The 15,313-nt window shown below is 41.8% G+C and carries 15 protein-coding genes; 14 read left to right on the top strand and 1 reads right to left on the bottom strand.

Features of this window, described 5'->3' with window-relative positions:
* The first annotated feature begins 16 nt into the window (after positions 1-16).
* The 9 genes from ACYQ03_RS06905 to minE all read left to right on the top strand — a co-directional run bounded on the left by ACYQ03_RS06905 (position 17) and on the right by minE (position 7,475).
* On the top strand, positions 17-592 hold the full coding sequence (locus tag ACYQ03_RS06905; protein WP_459908672.1) for a Maf family protein: 576 nt from the start codon (positions 17-19) through the stop codon (positions 590-592).
* Positions 589-1,272, top strand: a complete 684-nt coding sequence (gene radC, locus ACYQ03_RS06910; protein WP_459908674.1) for a RadC family protein — start codon at positions 589-591, stop codon at positions 1,270-1,272. The genes ACYQ03_RS06905 and radC overlap by 4 nt, the downstream gene beginning before the upstream one ends.
* Before the next feature lie 31 nt (positions 1,273-1,303).
* Positions 1,304-2,335: a rod shape-determining protein gene (locus tag ACYQ03_RS06915; protein WP_459908676.1), complete on the top strand. Its 1,032-nt coding sequence runs from the start codon at positions 1,304-1,306 to the stop codon at positions 2,333-2,335.
* Between the two features lie 9 nt (positions 2,336-2,344).
* On the top strand, positions 2,345-3,211 hold the full coding sequence (gene mreC, locus ACYQ03_RS06920; protein WP_459908678.1) for a rod shape-determining protein MreC: 867 nt from the start codon (positions 2,345-2,347) through the stop codon (positions 3,209-3,211).
* Positions 3,212-3,712: a rod shape-determining protein MreD gene (gene mreD, locus ACYQ03_RS06925; protein WP_459908680.1), complete on the top strand. Its 501-nt coding sequence runs from the start codon at positions 3,212-3,214 to the stop codon at positions 3,710-3,712. It abuts the gene before it with no gap.
* Between the two features lie 99 nt (positions 3,713-3,811).
* Positions 3,812-5,785, top strand: coding sequence for a penicillin-binding protein 2 (mrdA, locus tag ACYQ03_RS06930; protein WP_459908682.1), 1,974 nt, complete (start codon positions 3,812-3,814; stop codon positions 5,783-5,785).
* Positions 5,786-5,966: 181 nt separating this feature from the next.
* Positions 5,967-6,329 (top strand): septum site-determining protein MinC, encoded by a 363-nt coding sequence (minC, locus tag ACYQ03_RS06935; protein ID WP_459908772.1) that lies wholly within the window; start codon positions 5,967-5,969, stop codon positions 6,327-6,329.
* A gap of 62 nt (positions 6,330-6,391) precedes the next feature.
* Positions 6,392-7,186: a septum site-determining protein MinD gene (minD, locus tag ACYQ03_RS06940; RefSeq protein ID WP_459908684.1), complete on the top strand. Its 795-nt coding sequence runs from the start codon at positions 6,392-6,394 to the stop codon at positions 7,184-7,186.
* A 16-nt stretch (positions 7,187-7,202) separates the two neighbouring features.
* Positions 7,203-7,475 (top strand): cell division topological specificity factor MinE, encoded by a 273-nt coding sequence (gene minE / locus ACYQ03_RS06945; RefSeq protein ID WP_459908686.1) that lies wholly within the window; start codon positions 7,203-7,205, stop codon positions 7,473-7,475.
* A gap of 63 nt (positions 7,476-7,538) precedes the next feature.
* On the opposite strand, the gene ACYQ03_RS06950 is transcribed toward minE, so the two are convergent.
* Positions 7,539-8,867 (bottom strand): IS3 family transposase, encoded by a 1,329-nt coding sequence (locus tag ACYQ03_RS06950; RefSeq protein WP_459907373.1) that lies wholly within the window; start codon positions 8,865-8,867, stop codon positions 7,539-7,541.
* Between the two features lie 269 nt (positions 8,868-9,136).
* Here ACYQ03_RS06950 and rodA point away from each other — a divergent pair, with 269 nt between their 5' ends.
* The 5 genes from rodA to ACYQ03_RS06975 all read left to right on the top strand — a co-directional run bounded on the left by rodA (position 9,137) and on the right by ACYQ03_RS06975 (position 15,304).
* Complete coding sequence (rodA, locus tag ACYQ03_RS06955) at positions 9,137-10,375, top strand: rod shape-determining protein RodA (RefSeq protein ID WP_459908688.1); 1,239 nt, start codon at positions 9,137-9,139, stop codon at positions 10,373-10,375.
* A 311-nt stretch (positions 10,376-10,686) separates the two neighbouring features.
* A complete protein-coding gene (locus tag ACYQ03_RS06960) occupies positions 10,687-11,520 on the top strand; it encodes a murein hydrolase activator EnvC family protein (RefSeq protein ID WP_459908690.1) in 834 nt (277 codons plus the stop codon).
* Complete coding sequence (locus ACYQ03_RS06965; protein WP_459908692.1) at positions 11,520-12,401, top strand: M50 family metallopeptidase; 882 nt, start codon at positions 11,520-11,522, stop codon at positions 12,399-12,401. Before ACYQ03_RS06960 ends, ACYQ03_RS06965 begins: the two co-directional genes overlap by 1 nt.
* 361 nt (positions 12,402-12,762) lie before the next feature.
* On the top strand, positions 12,763-14,637 hold the full coding sequence (locus ACYQ03_RS06970; RefSeq protein WP_459908694.1) for a TIGR03960 family B12-binding radical SAM protein: 1,875 nt from the start codon (positions 12,763-12,765) through the stop codon (positions 14,635-14,637).
* A complete protein-coding gene (locus tag ACYQ03_RS06975) occupies positions 14,603-15,304 on the top strand; it encodes a TIGR03936 family radical SAM-associated protein (protein WP_459908696.1) in 702 nt (233 codons plus the stop codon). The genes ACYQ03_RS06970 and ACYQ03_RS06975 overlap by 35 nt, the downstream gene beginning before the upstream one ends.
* Positions 15,305-15,313: the final 9 nt, after the last annotated feature.

Raw genomic sequence — 15,313 nt, forward strand, 5'->3', positions numbered from 1 at the left:
CATAGGAGTGTCCTTTGTGCAGCAAATAATTCTAGCATCTGCATCACCTAGAAGACAGGAACTGCTTAATAATCTAGGGTTAGCTTTTGAAGTACAAGTTAGTGATGTGGAAGAAACATTTGATGATAGTATTTTAGTGACACAAATGGTTGAGCAACTGGCTGAACGTAAAGCAGTGGCTGTTGCTGCAACTCGTGATAAAGGTCTGGTTATTGGTGCAGACACAATTGTTGTCTTGGATAATAAACCCCTAGGTAAGCCAGCAAATCCCGAGGAAGCGATACAAATGTTGAGCAGCCTACAGGGAAGAAGTCATGAAGTCTTGACTGGTTTAGCTGTTATCGATGCTGCCACGGGTCAAAGTGTCGTGACGCATCAAGTAACAACCGTATGTTTTAAGAGCCTTTCAAAGGAACAAATTAAGCGTTATGTAGAAACTGGAGAACCGATGGATAAAGCGGGCGCCTATGCTGCCCAAGGCTTGGCATCTGTTTTTATTGACAGCATTCGTGGATGCTACTTTAGTGTTGTTGGTTTGCCGGTGTCAAAACTGGCAGAGTCATTACGAATGTTTGGAGTCGAAATTGTATGACATATCCAATTATGCGGGAATTACCCCCGGAACTGCGCCCTAGGGAACGTATGTTAAAAGAGGGCGCCGGAAGTCTCTCGGATATTGATTTGTTGGCTATTATGCTGCGCACAGGGACGGCTAAGGTTTCTGTGGTGGAGCTGGCAGCTGAATTGTTTAGTCACTTTAAAGATTTACGTGCACTTTCTCAGGCCACCATCGAAGAACTTAGCCAGATAAAAGGTGTAGGGCCTGTTAAGGCTGTCCAGGTAAAGGCTGCTTTAGAACTAGGAAGAAGATTGGCAGCGATGCCTGGAGAAGAACGAACCATTATTAGGTGCCCAGAAGATGTTAGTGCTTTATTAATGGAAGAGCTCAGAAACTTAGATCGAGAATATTTTTTAGCCTTATTATTAAATACCAAAAATCAGGTTTTAGGTAGAGAAACCATTTCTATTGGAACCTTAAATTCTTCAATGGTGCACCCACGGGAGCTTTTTAAAGTTGCTATTCGTCGGAGTGCTGCCTGCGTTATTTTAGTTCATAATCATCCCAGTGGTGATCCTACACCCAGTAGGGAGGATATTACGTTAACCAAAAGATTGATCCAGGCAGGAGAAATTATCGGAATTGATGTCCTAGACCACATTGTTATTGGAGATAATAAATTTACTAGTTTGAAGTCCAAGGGACTAATTTAATTAAACCTATTTACCCTAAGGAGGAAAAATTATGAAACTTGGTATGTTTTCCAAGGATATGGGCATAGATTTGGGAACCGCAAATTCCCTAGTTTATTTAAAAGGAAAGGGGATTGTTTTGCGGGAACCATCTGTTGTTGCCATTCAAAGAGAAACTGGACAGGTTCTGGCTGTGGGGGAAGAAGCAAAAAGAATGATTGGCCGGACCCCTGGCAATATTATCGCCATTCGTCCCATGAAAGATGGTGTTATTGCAGACTTTGATGTAACTCAAAGTATGATCAAGTATTTTATTAACAAAGCTCTAAGGAGTCGTTCCTTTATTGTTAAACCTAGAGTGGTTGTAAGTGTTCCCTCAGGAGTAACCGCTGTTGAAGAACGGGCAGTTCGGGAGGCCGCTTTACAAGCCGGTGCCAGGGAAGCCTATCTGATTGAAGAACCAATGGCTGCTGCCATTGGTGCGGGTTTGCCTGTGCACGAGCCAATGGGAAATATGGTTGTTGATATTGGTGGCGGTACTACAGAAGTTGCGGTGATATCCCTGGGAGGTATTGTGACCAGTCGCTCTATTCGGGTGGCCGGGGATGAGATGGATGATGCGATTATTCAGCATGTAAAAAGAACCTATAATCTAATGATAGGTGAGCGCACAGCTGAACAAATTAAATTAAACATTGGTACTGCTTACCCCCTAGAGCAGGAAGAAACTGAAGAAATTAGGGGACGTGACCTAGTAACTGGTCTACCTAAAACTTTGCAAATCACTTCCAGCGAAATATATAAAGCCCTATCTGAGCCAGTAGCTTCAATATTGGAGGCGGTCAAAGTAACCCTGGAAAAAACTCCTCCAGAATTGGCTGCAGACATTATGGATCGTGGCATTGTCATGGCCGGTGGGGGATCCTTACTACGGGGACTGGATCGACTGATTAGTGACCAGACAGGTATGCCTGTTCATATGGCCGAGGAACCTCTATTGGCAGTGGCCTATGGGTCAGGTCGGGTATTGGAGAACATTGATATATTAAGACGGGTTTTAATTCAACCTAAGAAGTTAGCTTAGAGGGTGTGAGTGGTTTTGCCCCGTAATATTTCCTATAAAAATTTAATACTACTGGCTGTATTAGTGGGTATTACCCTTTTTGTAATGAGGTACACCAACTTAAGTCGGGTACAGTTATCACCGATGGAAGCGGCTATTAAGGATAGCCTATCTCCTGTACAAGGATTGTTTATGGGAGTATCAAAGAACATGCGTAATGGAATAGATTTCTTTGTCTCTCTGGGTAGATTATCTGAGGAAAACAAGGATTTAAAAAATAAGGTGGGTGAGTTGCAAGGACAGTTATATCTGCAGGAAGAACTGAAGCAAGAGAATATTCGGCTTAAAGGTTTATTGGAGTATCAAGATCAGTACAAAAGTAACTTTAAATTTAAGGTTGCTGCGGTGATAGGCCGTGATCCAGGTAACTGGTTTGGTGTTGTGACCCTAAACCAAGGTAGTCAGGATGGAATTGCTAAAAATATGCCTGTGGTAACACCCTTAGGTTTGGTGGGTAGGGTAATTGCAGTATCCTCCAATACATCCCAGTTAATGTTAATAACTGACCCCCGTAGTGGAGTGGGTGCAATGGTCCAAGATTCTAGAATCCCAGGAGTTTTGGAAGGAACTACCTCTGGCAGTGGGGATACTAGGCTGATACACGTACCAAAGGATACTAAACTAACCAAAGGGCAGGCCATTGTTACCTCAGGTATTGGAGGGACTTTTCCTAAAGGATTGCCTGTGGGAAGAATAGTGGATATCTCCAATGAGCCCACAGGGTTGTTTAGGGCAGCAACAGTGGTGCCCTTTGCTGATTTACACCGCTTAGAGGAAGTATTAATTATTACCACCATATATAATCCGGATATTCTTCCACCTACGGAAGGTGATTAGTTGCGAGCATTAGTATTATTTTTATTATTGACCATGGCCTTAATATTACAGTCAACAGTTTTTGCATTTCTTCAGGTTGCAGGGGTAAAACCCGACCTGGTTTTGATGTTGGTTGTCTTTAATGGCTTCCTTCGGGGTTCCCGGGAGGGGGCTTTTTTGGGTTTTTTAGCAGGCCTAGCCCAGGATATATTTACTGGCAGTTACATCGGGTTAAATGCCCTGACCAAGATGGTTGCTGGTTATTTGGTTGGTCTTGCGGAGGCTCGTTTTTTCAAAGAGAGTGTTATTCTTGTGTCGATGTTTACTATGTTAGTGGGAGTGGTAAACCAAGTTATTTTTTATTTACTTTTGTATTACCTCCAAATCGAGGTTTCTCCCATCTACGCATTAGGTCAAGTAATCATTCCTTCGGCCATTTACACAGGCTTACTGGTTCCTTTAACTTATTGGAAATTCTATAGTTCCAATGAAGAAGGCTGGTTAAAACAAAAAGATTTTTAATTCTAAAGCCACATTTTAGATATTCATGGCACATAGCCCAAGGCCCTTAAGCTAACAGCTAATAGCTAAAGGCTAATGACTAAGAAAGGAGGAGTGTCTATGGAAAAAAAGATTGTTGAGAAAAAGACCCGCATACTCCTCTATTTTGTCATAGTGGTTTTCTTAATCCTTATCAGTCGTTTAGCATATATGCAATTAATAGAAACCGAACGGTTTGAGACCTATTCCAAACAAAACCATATGCGTCTCAATCCCATCGCTGCCCCCAGAGGGGAGATCTATGATCGCAAAGGTGTTAAGATTGTAGGTAATAAACCGGTTTATACGGTCTCTTTGGTCTATCTTGGTCTAAAGGATACAGATCAAGTAGTTAACCGTGTTGCTGGTATATTGGGGATGGATCCCAAGGAAATAATGAAAAAACTTGAAGACCAACAACTTACATTGTACCAGCCTGTTCGTTTGGCAACAGATATTCCATTGGAAACCGTTTCTGTGCTGGAAGAACAACGTTTAGATTTGCCCGGTGTGGTCATAGATGTGGAACCTGTGCGAAATTACCCTTTTAAATCAATGCTTTCTCACGTTTTGGGTTATGTACAGGAAATTAAGCAGGAGCAACTGAAAAAGAATTCCGAAAACGGCTATCGTTTAGGTGATATGTATGGACAGGATGGTCTAGAAAATGCCTTTGAGACCTATCTAAAGGGAATAAATGGTGCTAGACAGGTGGAAGTGGATGCCCAGGCTCGACCTGTACGAGATTTAGGAGTGAAAGATCCAGTACCAGGACATAACCTAACTCTAACCATTGACTTCGAAGTGCAGAAGGCAGCTGAAGAAGCCTTGGAAAGACAGGTTATGGCCATGCGTAAATTGGGCCATGAGGCCAAAGGGGGAGCTACGGTTGCCATCGATGTGAGATCTGGCGCAGTTCTAGCCATGGCTAGTTATCCTACCTATGAACCCTCAATTTGGATCAATGGCTTAAGCCAAGCGCAATGGCAGGATCTACAAAAAAGTGGTGCTTTGCCCAACCGTACCTTACAAGTTTATGCACCAGGATCCACATTCAAAATGGTTGTAGCTGCTGCGGCACTGGATACAGGTAAGGTTTCACCTAGCTATACTATTTCCGATCCCGGTTATTATTCCTTTTCTAGGACCATAATAAAGGACTCTGTTCCGGGTGGGCATGGACGGGTAGAGATGTTGGAGGCGATTCAACAATCCTGTAACACCTATTTTATTACCTTGGGGCACCGTTTTTTAGGAGTAGATTTAATAAGCAAATATGCCCGCATGTTTGGATTTGGAGAGTTAACCGGAATCGATATTCCCGGTGAATTAAAGGGTACAGTACCTACACCAGAGTACAAATATAAAAGAAACAAAGAATATCTAGATACAATATATGACCCCCAAATAATAGAGGAAAAGTACAAACCATTAATTAAAAACGCAAAGACTGTAGAAGAAAGAGAAAGCTTAGGAGAAGCTAAGGAAAAGGAACTGAAGAGATTACAAAATGAGTACAATAGTAGAACCTGGGATCTTAATTGGCAAGTTTATGATACTTTAAACATGTCCATTGGTCAGGGTTACAACTCTTACACACCTTTACAATTGGCAAATTATACAGCAATGTTGGCAAACGGTGGTGTTAGGTGGAAACCTTATCTGGTAGAAAAAATTGTTTCCCACGATGGGAAAGTAGTGAAGGAATTTAAGCCTACAAAAGTGGATGAGCTAGAAATTAAACCAGAAGTCTTTAAAGTGATCCAAGAAGGAATGAGATTAGTTGCCACAAACGGAACGGCTGCTGGCACATTTAGAAACTTTCCAATTCCGGTGGCAGGTAAAACTGGGACAGCACAGGTTACTGGTCGAGATGATCACGGGCTTTTTGTTGGTTATGCTCCCTACGATAATCCTGAGATCGCTGTGGCTACAGTGATAGATTATGGCGGCCATGGCGGTACGGCTTCGGCGCCCGTAGCCAGAGATATTTTTGCCGCCTACTTTGGAATCGAAACTTCGACTGCACCACAGGTAGTCTATAGCACGGATTAATTGCCAATTTGTCTAATTATCACAGAATATCGGGGCTCTTTGCCCCTTTTTTTTATCCACTTTTAGAAGGAATTGGATTTTAGGCGTAGAATTTCATGTATAGGGTAAGCGGGAGGGAGTAAACTTGACGAAAGAAGAATTATCCAATACTGATGCAAATTCTATATCTCGCAGATTTCCTATGGAGTTAGAAGATTTGGTCGATGAGAATACCATTCTAGTCCAAAGAACTTTGCGGTCTGGGCAAAGCATATGTCATGACGGGAATGTGGTGGTATTGGGAGATGTAAACCCTGGGGCTGAAGTGGTTGCTTCTGGCAATATCATTGTTATGGGCTCCCTCCGTGGAGTTGTTCATGCTGGTGCCAAGGGAGATATCAATGCCATCATTATAGGTTTCAGACTAAGGCCAACTCAATTGAGAATTGGAAACCATATTACTAGGCCCCCTGAAGATGAGTTATCAGACCCGAATTACCCAGAATTGGCTCGAATCAAGAATGGTGTCGTTACCATAGAAACCTTTAATTCCAATTTTAAATAGTCATCTCATTTGAATTAAAGGTTATGATTTAAAAGCTTGGCATGATAAGGAGGACTTAAAATATGGGTGAAGTTATCGTAGTCACTTCCGGTAAAGGGGGAGTTGGTAAAACCACCACCACTGCCAACTTAGGTACGGGGCTTGCTTCGCATGGCAAAAAGGTGTGTCTGGTGGATGCCGATATCGGACTGCGTAACCTTGATGTAGTACTGGGTCTAGAAAACAGAATTGTTTTTGATATTGTCGATGTTACCACAGGGGTATGCCGTATGAGGCAGGCCTTGATTAAAGATAAGCGTTATGAATCATTATATTTACTACCAGCTGCTCAAACCAAAGATAAAACCGCTGTTAATCCAGAACAGATGGTTGAACTTACAGCAGAATTAAAGAAGGAATTTGAATTTATCATTATTGACTGTCCAGCAGGTATTGAGCAAGGTTTTAAAAATGCTATTGCTGGGGCAGATAAGGCTATCGTTGTGACAACGCCGGAAGTGTCAGCGGTAAGGGATGCCGATCGCATAATTGGTTTGTTGGAAGCTGCTGACTTGAGAGAACCTAAACTAATTATTAACCGATATCGGACCAAAATGGTTAACCGTGGTGACATGATGAGTATTGATGATATGAACGAAATACTGGCCATTGATCTTTTAGGTGTTGTCCCTGAAGATGAGCAGGTTGTTGTCACCACAAACAAAGGCGAAACTGTGGTAAGGGATGATCATTCCCAAAGTGGTCAGGCTTACCGTAATATTACCCGTCGCATTCTAGGGGAAAATGTTCCTTTAATGAGTCTGGAAGAACAAAGTGGTTTCTTCAGTACCTTAAAGAAAATGATTGGACTAAAGTAAGAAAGGGGGTACCGGAGTGTTAGAGTTTTTAAGCAGGGTTTTTGGGCGTGAAGCATCAAACAGTAAAAATGTTGCAAAAGAGAGATTAAGATTGGTTTTGGTACACGACCGGGCCAATGTTTCACCCGAATTGCTAACGTCCTTAAAAAATGATTTAATTAAGGTTATCTCCAATTACATGGAAATTGATGATAAAGCCCTTGAAGTAAGTCTAGATGGCGACGATACTCAGGTAGCCCTGGTGGCTAATATACCCGTAAAACGCATGAAAAGGGTAAATTCAGTCTAAGTTTTAAGAAGTTAGGAGATGTGTAAAGTGGACCCTATGTCAAGGACAGTTTAAAAAAGAGAATTAGGCTGCTAAAAGCTGGTTCCTGTATTGTACAGGGGCCAGCTTTTTTAATCCCCATTGATATCTATGGTTGTTATAGTAATTGATATAGTGGTCAATTAGTTTTTCTACTTCTTGAAACGTATTACAGGTTCGATAATCAATTTCATCCTTCATGTGACCAAAGAAGGATTCTTGTGGAGCGTTGTCCCAACAGTTGCCACGCCTAGACATAGATTGGCCTAAACCATATTTCTTGAGAAGCCTCTGGAACGTTGGACTGGTATAATGGCATCCTTGATCGGAATGAACAAATGCTTCAGAATGCAGTAGTTCACTGTTATGATTTATCAAGTTTTCAATGGTTTTTGTGGCAATATCTAAGGTGATGCGCTCAGATACATGATAAGAAAGAATTTCATTTGTAGAAGCATCTTTAATTGTTGATAAATAGGCCATTTTAGATACACCAAATGGAAGATATGTAATATCAGTTAGAAGTACCTTTCCAGGAATACGCTGTTTGAATTGTCTATTTAAAAGATTGGGAACTACCCTATGTTCTTTTGTGGCTTTTGCCATCCGTCGGTAAGGATTAGCCTTCCTGATTGGACATTTAATATCATATTTACGCATGATTCTTTGTATCCGTTTTCTATTAAACACCAATTCGAATTCCTGTTCTAATACCATTTTTATTGAACGTGAGCCTTTCTTGTATCCATGCTTGTAATAGGCGTTAAGAATCATATCCCTTGCATGGAGGTCTTTTTCTTCCTGTAACTGTCGAGTTTCTTCAGACGACAAGTAATTGTAATACCCAGACCGTGAAACCCCCAACATATCACAGAAATACGATACCATACCCTTCATTTTATATTTTGAAATGGTGTCGTTAATTAACTGAAATATATCACTTGTTGCGAGACTTTTTCCTGTGTTTACCATCCTCCTTTCGATTTTGTCTAACTTTTTTAGCAGTTCTATTTGCTCCTCGAGTAACTTTATCTTTGCCTCCTGGCGGGTAATAATTTCTTCTTGTGAAAGTTCATTAATCCGTGGACGACCGGAATTTTCTGTACGAGTATCTCTTAGTCCTAAGATTCCATCTTCATTATAGGACCTAATCCATCTGTAAGCAGCCTGCTCATATCGTTTTACTCCAATAATATCAATATCGAATCCAGCATCCGTAAATATAGCTCGAGGCAACTTACCCTTCAAGTATTGGTCAATGAACAAACGCTTAAAATCATTGGTGTATGTGATGGAACGTTCAGAAACCTTAGCAACATAGGGGTTTGTCTCCAGTTTTTTGATGTCATCGGATGAAAATATAATTTTGCTCACTTTATCCTTCCTCCTGTTGCTATGATTGTACAAAAAAAGAACCCTATGGGTAAAACACTTTTTTTCAAGTGTTCATTCCATAGGGTCCATTTTAGTGCATACATCTCTTATTTTTTTGACATATCACAAATTGCGATATGCATAAGAGGGGAAACTTGGCTTCTGTCAGGGAAAAAGATAGCTGACAAGTTTTCCTAATAAAATCATACCCCCTTTTGTTTTAGAAGTGTCTAGTATATAATTTATAGGTTGAGGGGGAGGTACTTTGAATGGTGGACAAACGGCTTTTCAGAAACCTGGACTATACACTGTTAATCGCTGTAATACTCATAGTCTGCTTTAGTTTAGTCATAATTAGCAGTGCTACTGTGGTTAGCAGTCCAATGGACTTTCGGGAGCATCAGGAATTGTGGAATAAGGAAACCCAGGGCGTTAGTAACTTAACAGAATCTGAACCGACAAGCCTTTCATTATTACAATATGCTAAAATTTTTTTTAGCGGTTTTGTAAAAAAACAAATTGTATGGTTTATAGCTGGTTTAATTGTTATGACTTTTATATTGTCAGTACCATATGAGGATTTCAGACGCCACCGAAAAACCATCTATATTATTAACCTACTACTACTATTAGCCGTCTTGTCTCCACTGGGTCATAGTGCCAAGGGGGCAACCCGCTGGATTGATTTAGGGGCTTTTAAGCTGCAGCCCTCTGAATTTGCAAAGATCTTTATCATCATAACCTTTGCGGATTTCCTTAGTCGGCGGGAGGGCAAATTAAAGACCTTTAAAGATCTAATACCCTGCTTTATTCACATTGGTGTTCCGATGTTGCTCATATTAAAACAACCTGATTTAGGTACTTCTCTGGTGTTTATTGCTATTATGTTTGGCATGCTGTTTGTAGCAAGTTCCAATGGGAAATTGGTTGGTGGTTTGTTCTTTGGGGGCTGGACAATGGCCATTGGGTGGGTCTGGTTGCATTTTAAAATCGGATTTTGGATTCCCTTAAAGGACTATCAATTGGACCGCTTGCTGGTTTTTATTGACCCATGGAAACAGTGGCATGGTAATGGATACCATGTGGTACAATCCCAAATTGCCATTGGATCAGGGGGATTAGAAGGCAAGGGTATATTTAATGGTAGTCAAAACCAGTTAAACTTTTTACCGGAACAGCATACAGACTTTATTTTCTCGGTTGTGGGTGAGGAAATGGGGTTTATTGGAGTAAGTGCACTCCTAATTCTATTTTTTATTGTCTTATATCGGGGAATTCGTATTGCATCTGAGGCCAAGGACTTAAACGGTTCGCTATTAGCCACTGGGGTAGTGGCTATGCTGACCTTTCATATTTTAACCAACGTGGGTATGGTTTCTGGTATTATGCCAGTTACCGGTGTTCCATTACCCCTTTTTAGCTATGGTGGCAGTAGTATGCTGACCAACATGATTGCCATTGGTATCTTGCTAAATGTGTATAACCGAAGGCAGAAGATAATTTTCTAAGCCATGGGTGATGCTTTGGGGTCGGCCATGAGACGTGGGCCATGGGCCATGAGTTAAAGAGTATTACTAAAGTCCGACCATAAATGGTCGGGCTTTTTTGGTACGCCGTTAGCAAATGACGTGAGCAACTCTTCCAGTCGTATCGTTACAGCCCTGGACCAACATCTAATATTTAAGGCCCAAGGCACATGGCCCACGGCCCATGGTTTTTCCCAAAGAAATCCCCCAAGCCAAAACAGCTTGTCATATTTGTCCCCCAACGGAATATATTGTACTAGTTATACGGCAATAGATTCCTGGGAGGGATTAGTGTGAAGATCGGAAGATTCAGTTTTGATCGATTTAAGAAGAAAAGAAATGAACCTTTTAACAATTACTACAGTCATTACAATAATAGTGAAGATTGGACTAGGTATTACACTGGAACAAAATTTAAGAAAAAACAAAGTAGTCGAGGTATAAAAACTTTTTATCGAATCGTTGTTGCCCTGGGTATCTTTGCAGTGCTGTTAGTACTCAAAGAATCACCTCACCCTTGGAGTCAGCAAACTAGAGAAAGTCTCAAGGTAGCCTTAACCACCGAGTGGGATATAACACCTGCACTAGATAAGGCCGTTGCCTTTGGATTACAAACGGTTAACATGGACTGGCCCTTCGTACATGAATTATCTAACCCTGTGGTGCCTACTATGACAGATCCAGAACCTAGTGCAGCCTGGGCAATACCAGTATCAGGCAGTGTGGTACAGGAATTTGGTTGGGTTAAAAGTTCAGATGATGATTTGGAACGATTTAATCCGGGCATTGATATTAGTGCCACAGTAGGTTCACCGGTGCAGGCAGTACAGCCTGGGCTGGTTAGTCGCATCGGTCATGACAGAACCTATGGTGAATTTGTCTTAATTGAACACAGTAAAGGAGAATATACCCTCTATGCAGGCTTAAGCGATATAAGTGTACTAGAAGGTCACCAGGTGCAGGAAGGTCAAGAATTAGGGAAAGTAGCCGAACAGGATCAAGGAGACCCGATACTTCACTTTGAAGTAAGAGAAAAGGATAAATTAGTTGATCCTCTGAAAAAGATTAATTTGAAAATGAATGATGGTGATAACAAGGCAAGCATAGAGCAGGAGAATAATAAGTAATGAGAGTAGGATGCCTACAGGGTATTGAGGTTAGGCTTAACCCATTGTTCCTTGTTCTGCTTGGCTTGTTTTTTGTAGCAGGCATTTTAGAAAAGGGACTAATTATTTTTGGATTAGTCTTGTTCCATGAGCTGGCCCATACACTGGTAGCTAAAATGCTGGGGGTATCGGTTATCAATATTGAGATACTACCCTTTGGGGGAGTAGCCAGGATGGGCGGCGAAATGAGTGTTCAACCAGGCAAAGAAATTGCTGTGGCCTTGGCTGGACCAGTTTCTAATATCATTTTGATAGGTCTGACCATGGGGTTAAAGAATTATGGCATCTGGTCAGAGGAATTTGGCCCTTACTTCCTGCAAATTAATGTGATGCTAGCCTTTTTTAATCTTCTACCAGCTCTACCTCTGGACGGCGGTAGAGTATTACGTTCCCTGCTGGCTACTCACGTAGGAGTGTCTCAGGCCACTCTTACTGCAGCTAGAATCGGCCAAGTAACTTCGGTGGGTATTATTCTCTTAGGAGTTATTGGCTTTTTGCAGCGACTGGTGGGTCTAGATGTTATGATTATTGCCTTATTTGTTCTTTATGCTGCCACTAAGGAAAAGAATCTGGCACCATACCTCTTTGTTCGTCATTTGGCACATAAAAAAGAAGAGCTAATCCAGTCCGGGATGTTACCAGTAGAACAATTGGCAACCATGGAGGATGTTCCTATTAGGGAGATTGTTAGCCAGTTTCTACCCCAAAAGTTTCATGTTATTCTTTTGTTTAATCGGCAGATGGAGTTTCAGGGTCAAATTAGTGAAGCCCAAGTGGTGGATGCACTGTTTAATCAGGGTATGGATATTCCCATTGGTTCGCTATTGAAGCCCCAAGCTTAGGGGAGAGCTTTTCGGGTCGGCCATGGGCCATGAGCCTTGGACCTTTTATCCTGTTTACTATTAGTCACTAGCCGTTAGCCATTAGCTTTTAGCCGTCAGCCATCAGCTTTCAGCTTTTTTGAACATACAAAAAAGCTCAGAGCAATGGCCCATGGCTCATGGCCGTTGAGCTGACGGCTAGTTTGCTTTTATACTAGTCAAGTTTTTTCTAAACATATCCCCTGGATAAATCTTTCCCCCATGCACAAGGATTTACAAAGTAATATGTAGAAAGATAAAAAAGGAATATTTTTCAAAGCCAAATTGGGCAATAATAGATAAGAGTATTTCTACTGTACGCGCTATTAATGGAGGAACAAGAATGAATAAACTAGATAAGGTACTTGCCCGGGTCCAAAAACCTTCCCGTTATGCTGGCGGTGAATGGAACGCAGTGAAAAAAGACTGGGGTCAGGTGGATGTAAAAATGGCCTTTGCTTTTCCTGATGTCTATGAAGTAGGCATGTCCCACCTTGGCTTGCAAATACTTTACCATGTGGTAAACAAGCGAAGGGATGCTCTCTTGGAAAGGGTTTTTGCCCCCTGGACTGATATGGAAGAACAACTGCGTAAAGAAAAGGTACTATTGTTTAGTCTGGAGTCCCAGCGACCGCTGGCTGACTTTGATATACTCGGATTTACCTTGCAGTATGAAATGAGCTTTAGCAACATTTTGAATATGCTGGATTTGGCGGGATTGCCAGTAAGATCTGTGCATCGGGATGCCAGCATGCCTTTGGTAATAGCGGGTGGTCCCTGTGCCTTTAACCCAGAACCCCTTGCAGATTTCATTGACTTGTTCGTAATCGGTGAAGGCGAAGAAATCATGCATGAGATGATTGATTCCTTTAAGGAACTTAAGGAAAAAGGTTCAAGCCGTCAGGAAATGTTGTTGCATTTTGCAAAACATATTCCAGGTATCTATGTGCCCTCTTTCTATGAAGTTCAATACAACGAGGATCAAACCGTCAAGGCAGTTCTACCTATAAAAGAAGGAATTCCCGAAAAAATTGGTAAAAGAGTAGTGCGGGATTTTGATAATGTAGAATTTCCTACTAATCCCATTGTACCTTCAATGGGTGTTGTTCATGACCGGGTGATGGTGGAAGTACTGCGGGGTTGCACTCGGGGTTGCCGTTTTTGTCAGGCAGGGGTGTTATATCGGCCTGTACGAGAGAAAAAACCAGAAACCTTGGTACGGCAAGTTGAAGAAATGATAGCCAACACAGGCCATGATGAGATATCTCTTACTTCATTAAGTACAGCAGATTATACAGGGGTGGCACCTCTGGTAAAAAATCTGTTGGATATTTTTGGGGAAAAAGGGGTCAACGTATCACTACCATCATTACGCTTAGATGCCTTTTCCATTGAACTGGCCAAAGAAGTACAAAAGGTTCGAAAGAGCGGCCTAACCTTTGCACCGGAAGCTGGAACCCAGCGCTTACGGGATGTGATTAACAAAAACGTTACAGAGCAGAACTTAGTGGATGCTGTGACATCGGCCTTTAAAAATGGCTGGTCCTCTGTTAAACTCTATTTCATGATTGGGTTACCCACTGAAACCTATGAAGATCTTGATGGTATTGCACATATGGCTAAAAAAGTTGTGCAAATTGGTTATGAGTGTGGCGTACCTAGGGGACGTCTAAAAGTAACCGTAAGTACCTCGTCCTTTGTTCCTAAGTCCCATACAGCCTTTCAATGGGAACCCCAGAATACCTTACAGGAACTTCGTGATAAACAAAAATACCTAAAAGAAAAACTTAGGGATAAACGAATCTCCTATAATTGGCATGATCCGGAAACCAGTTTTTTGGAAGCTGTCTTTGCTAAGGGAGACCGCCGTTTAGGTGCTGTCCTGGAAACTGCTTGGTCTGAAGGGGCTCGCTTTGACGGTTGGTCAGAACATTTTAACTATAACCTTTGGCTTAGGGCCTTTGAACAGGCAGAAATTGATCCTAAATGGTATGCCTATAGAAACATCGATAAAGAAGAAATGTTGCCTTGGGATCATATAGAAGCTGGTGTAAGTAAACGGTTTTTACTACGTGAACATAAAAAGGCTATGGGCAGTGAACCTACTGTGGATTGCCGTGCGGGAAAATGTACCGGCTGTGGTCTTTGTCCAACCCTTGAAATTACACCAACAATCCTGGGAGGTGTGGATATTGCCCCGATTCAGGGTGAAATATAGTAAAGAAGGTCCAGCCCGTTATAGCTCCCACCTGGATATGGTAAGATTCTTTGACCGTTCTACTCGGAGGGCTGGGTTGCCTGTTGCCTTTTCCGAGGGCTTTAACCCTCACCCCAAATTTAGTTTTGCCGCGCCCTTACCAGTGGGTATTGCTGGTTTAGATGAATATATGGATATGGATCTCAAAGAATACATGGCACCAAGTGAAATTGCTCAAAAACTGGAACCGAATTTACCCGAAGGGTATACAATACTTGATATAAAACAAATTGATGATAGAGCAGCTTCTCTGATGTCGATGGTGTCCCGTGCAGGCTATCGAGCAATAACAACTAATCCGACGGGTTATTCTGAGGTTGAATTGAGAAGTGCCATTGAAGAATTATTAAATCAGGAAGAAAAAATAATAAAACGGGTAGCCAAAGGAAAAGTCAAAGAAGTCGATATACGACCGGGAATTTTTAGGCTATCTGGTGGCGTGAAGGGGCAAACATTAGAAATAAATATGGAACTGCTTATTGGTAGTACGGGAAATGTTCGCCCCGAAGAAATTTTGCAAACTCTGCACAAAAACGGGGTTCCAGTTGATCCGGAAGATTTCCGGGTTTGTCGCACGGCCCTGTACGCCGAAGGCGTTACTGGCCCGATTTCTCTCTGGGAGGTCTAATGGCCAGCA

Source organism: Desulfotomaculum defluvii (assembly GCF_054657375.1).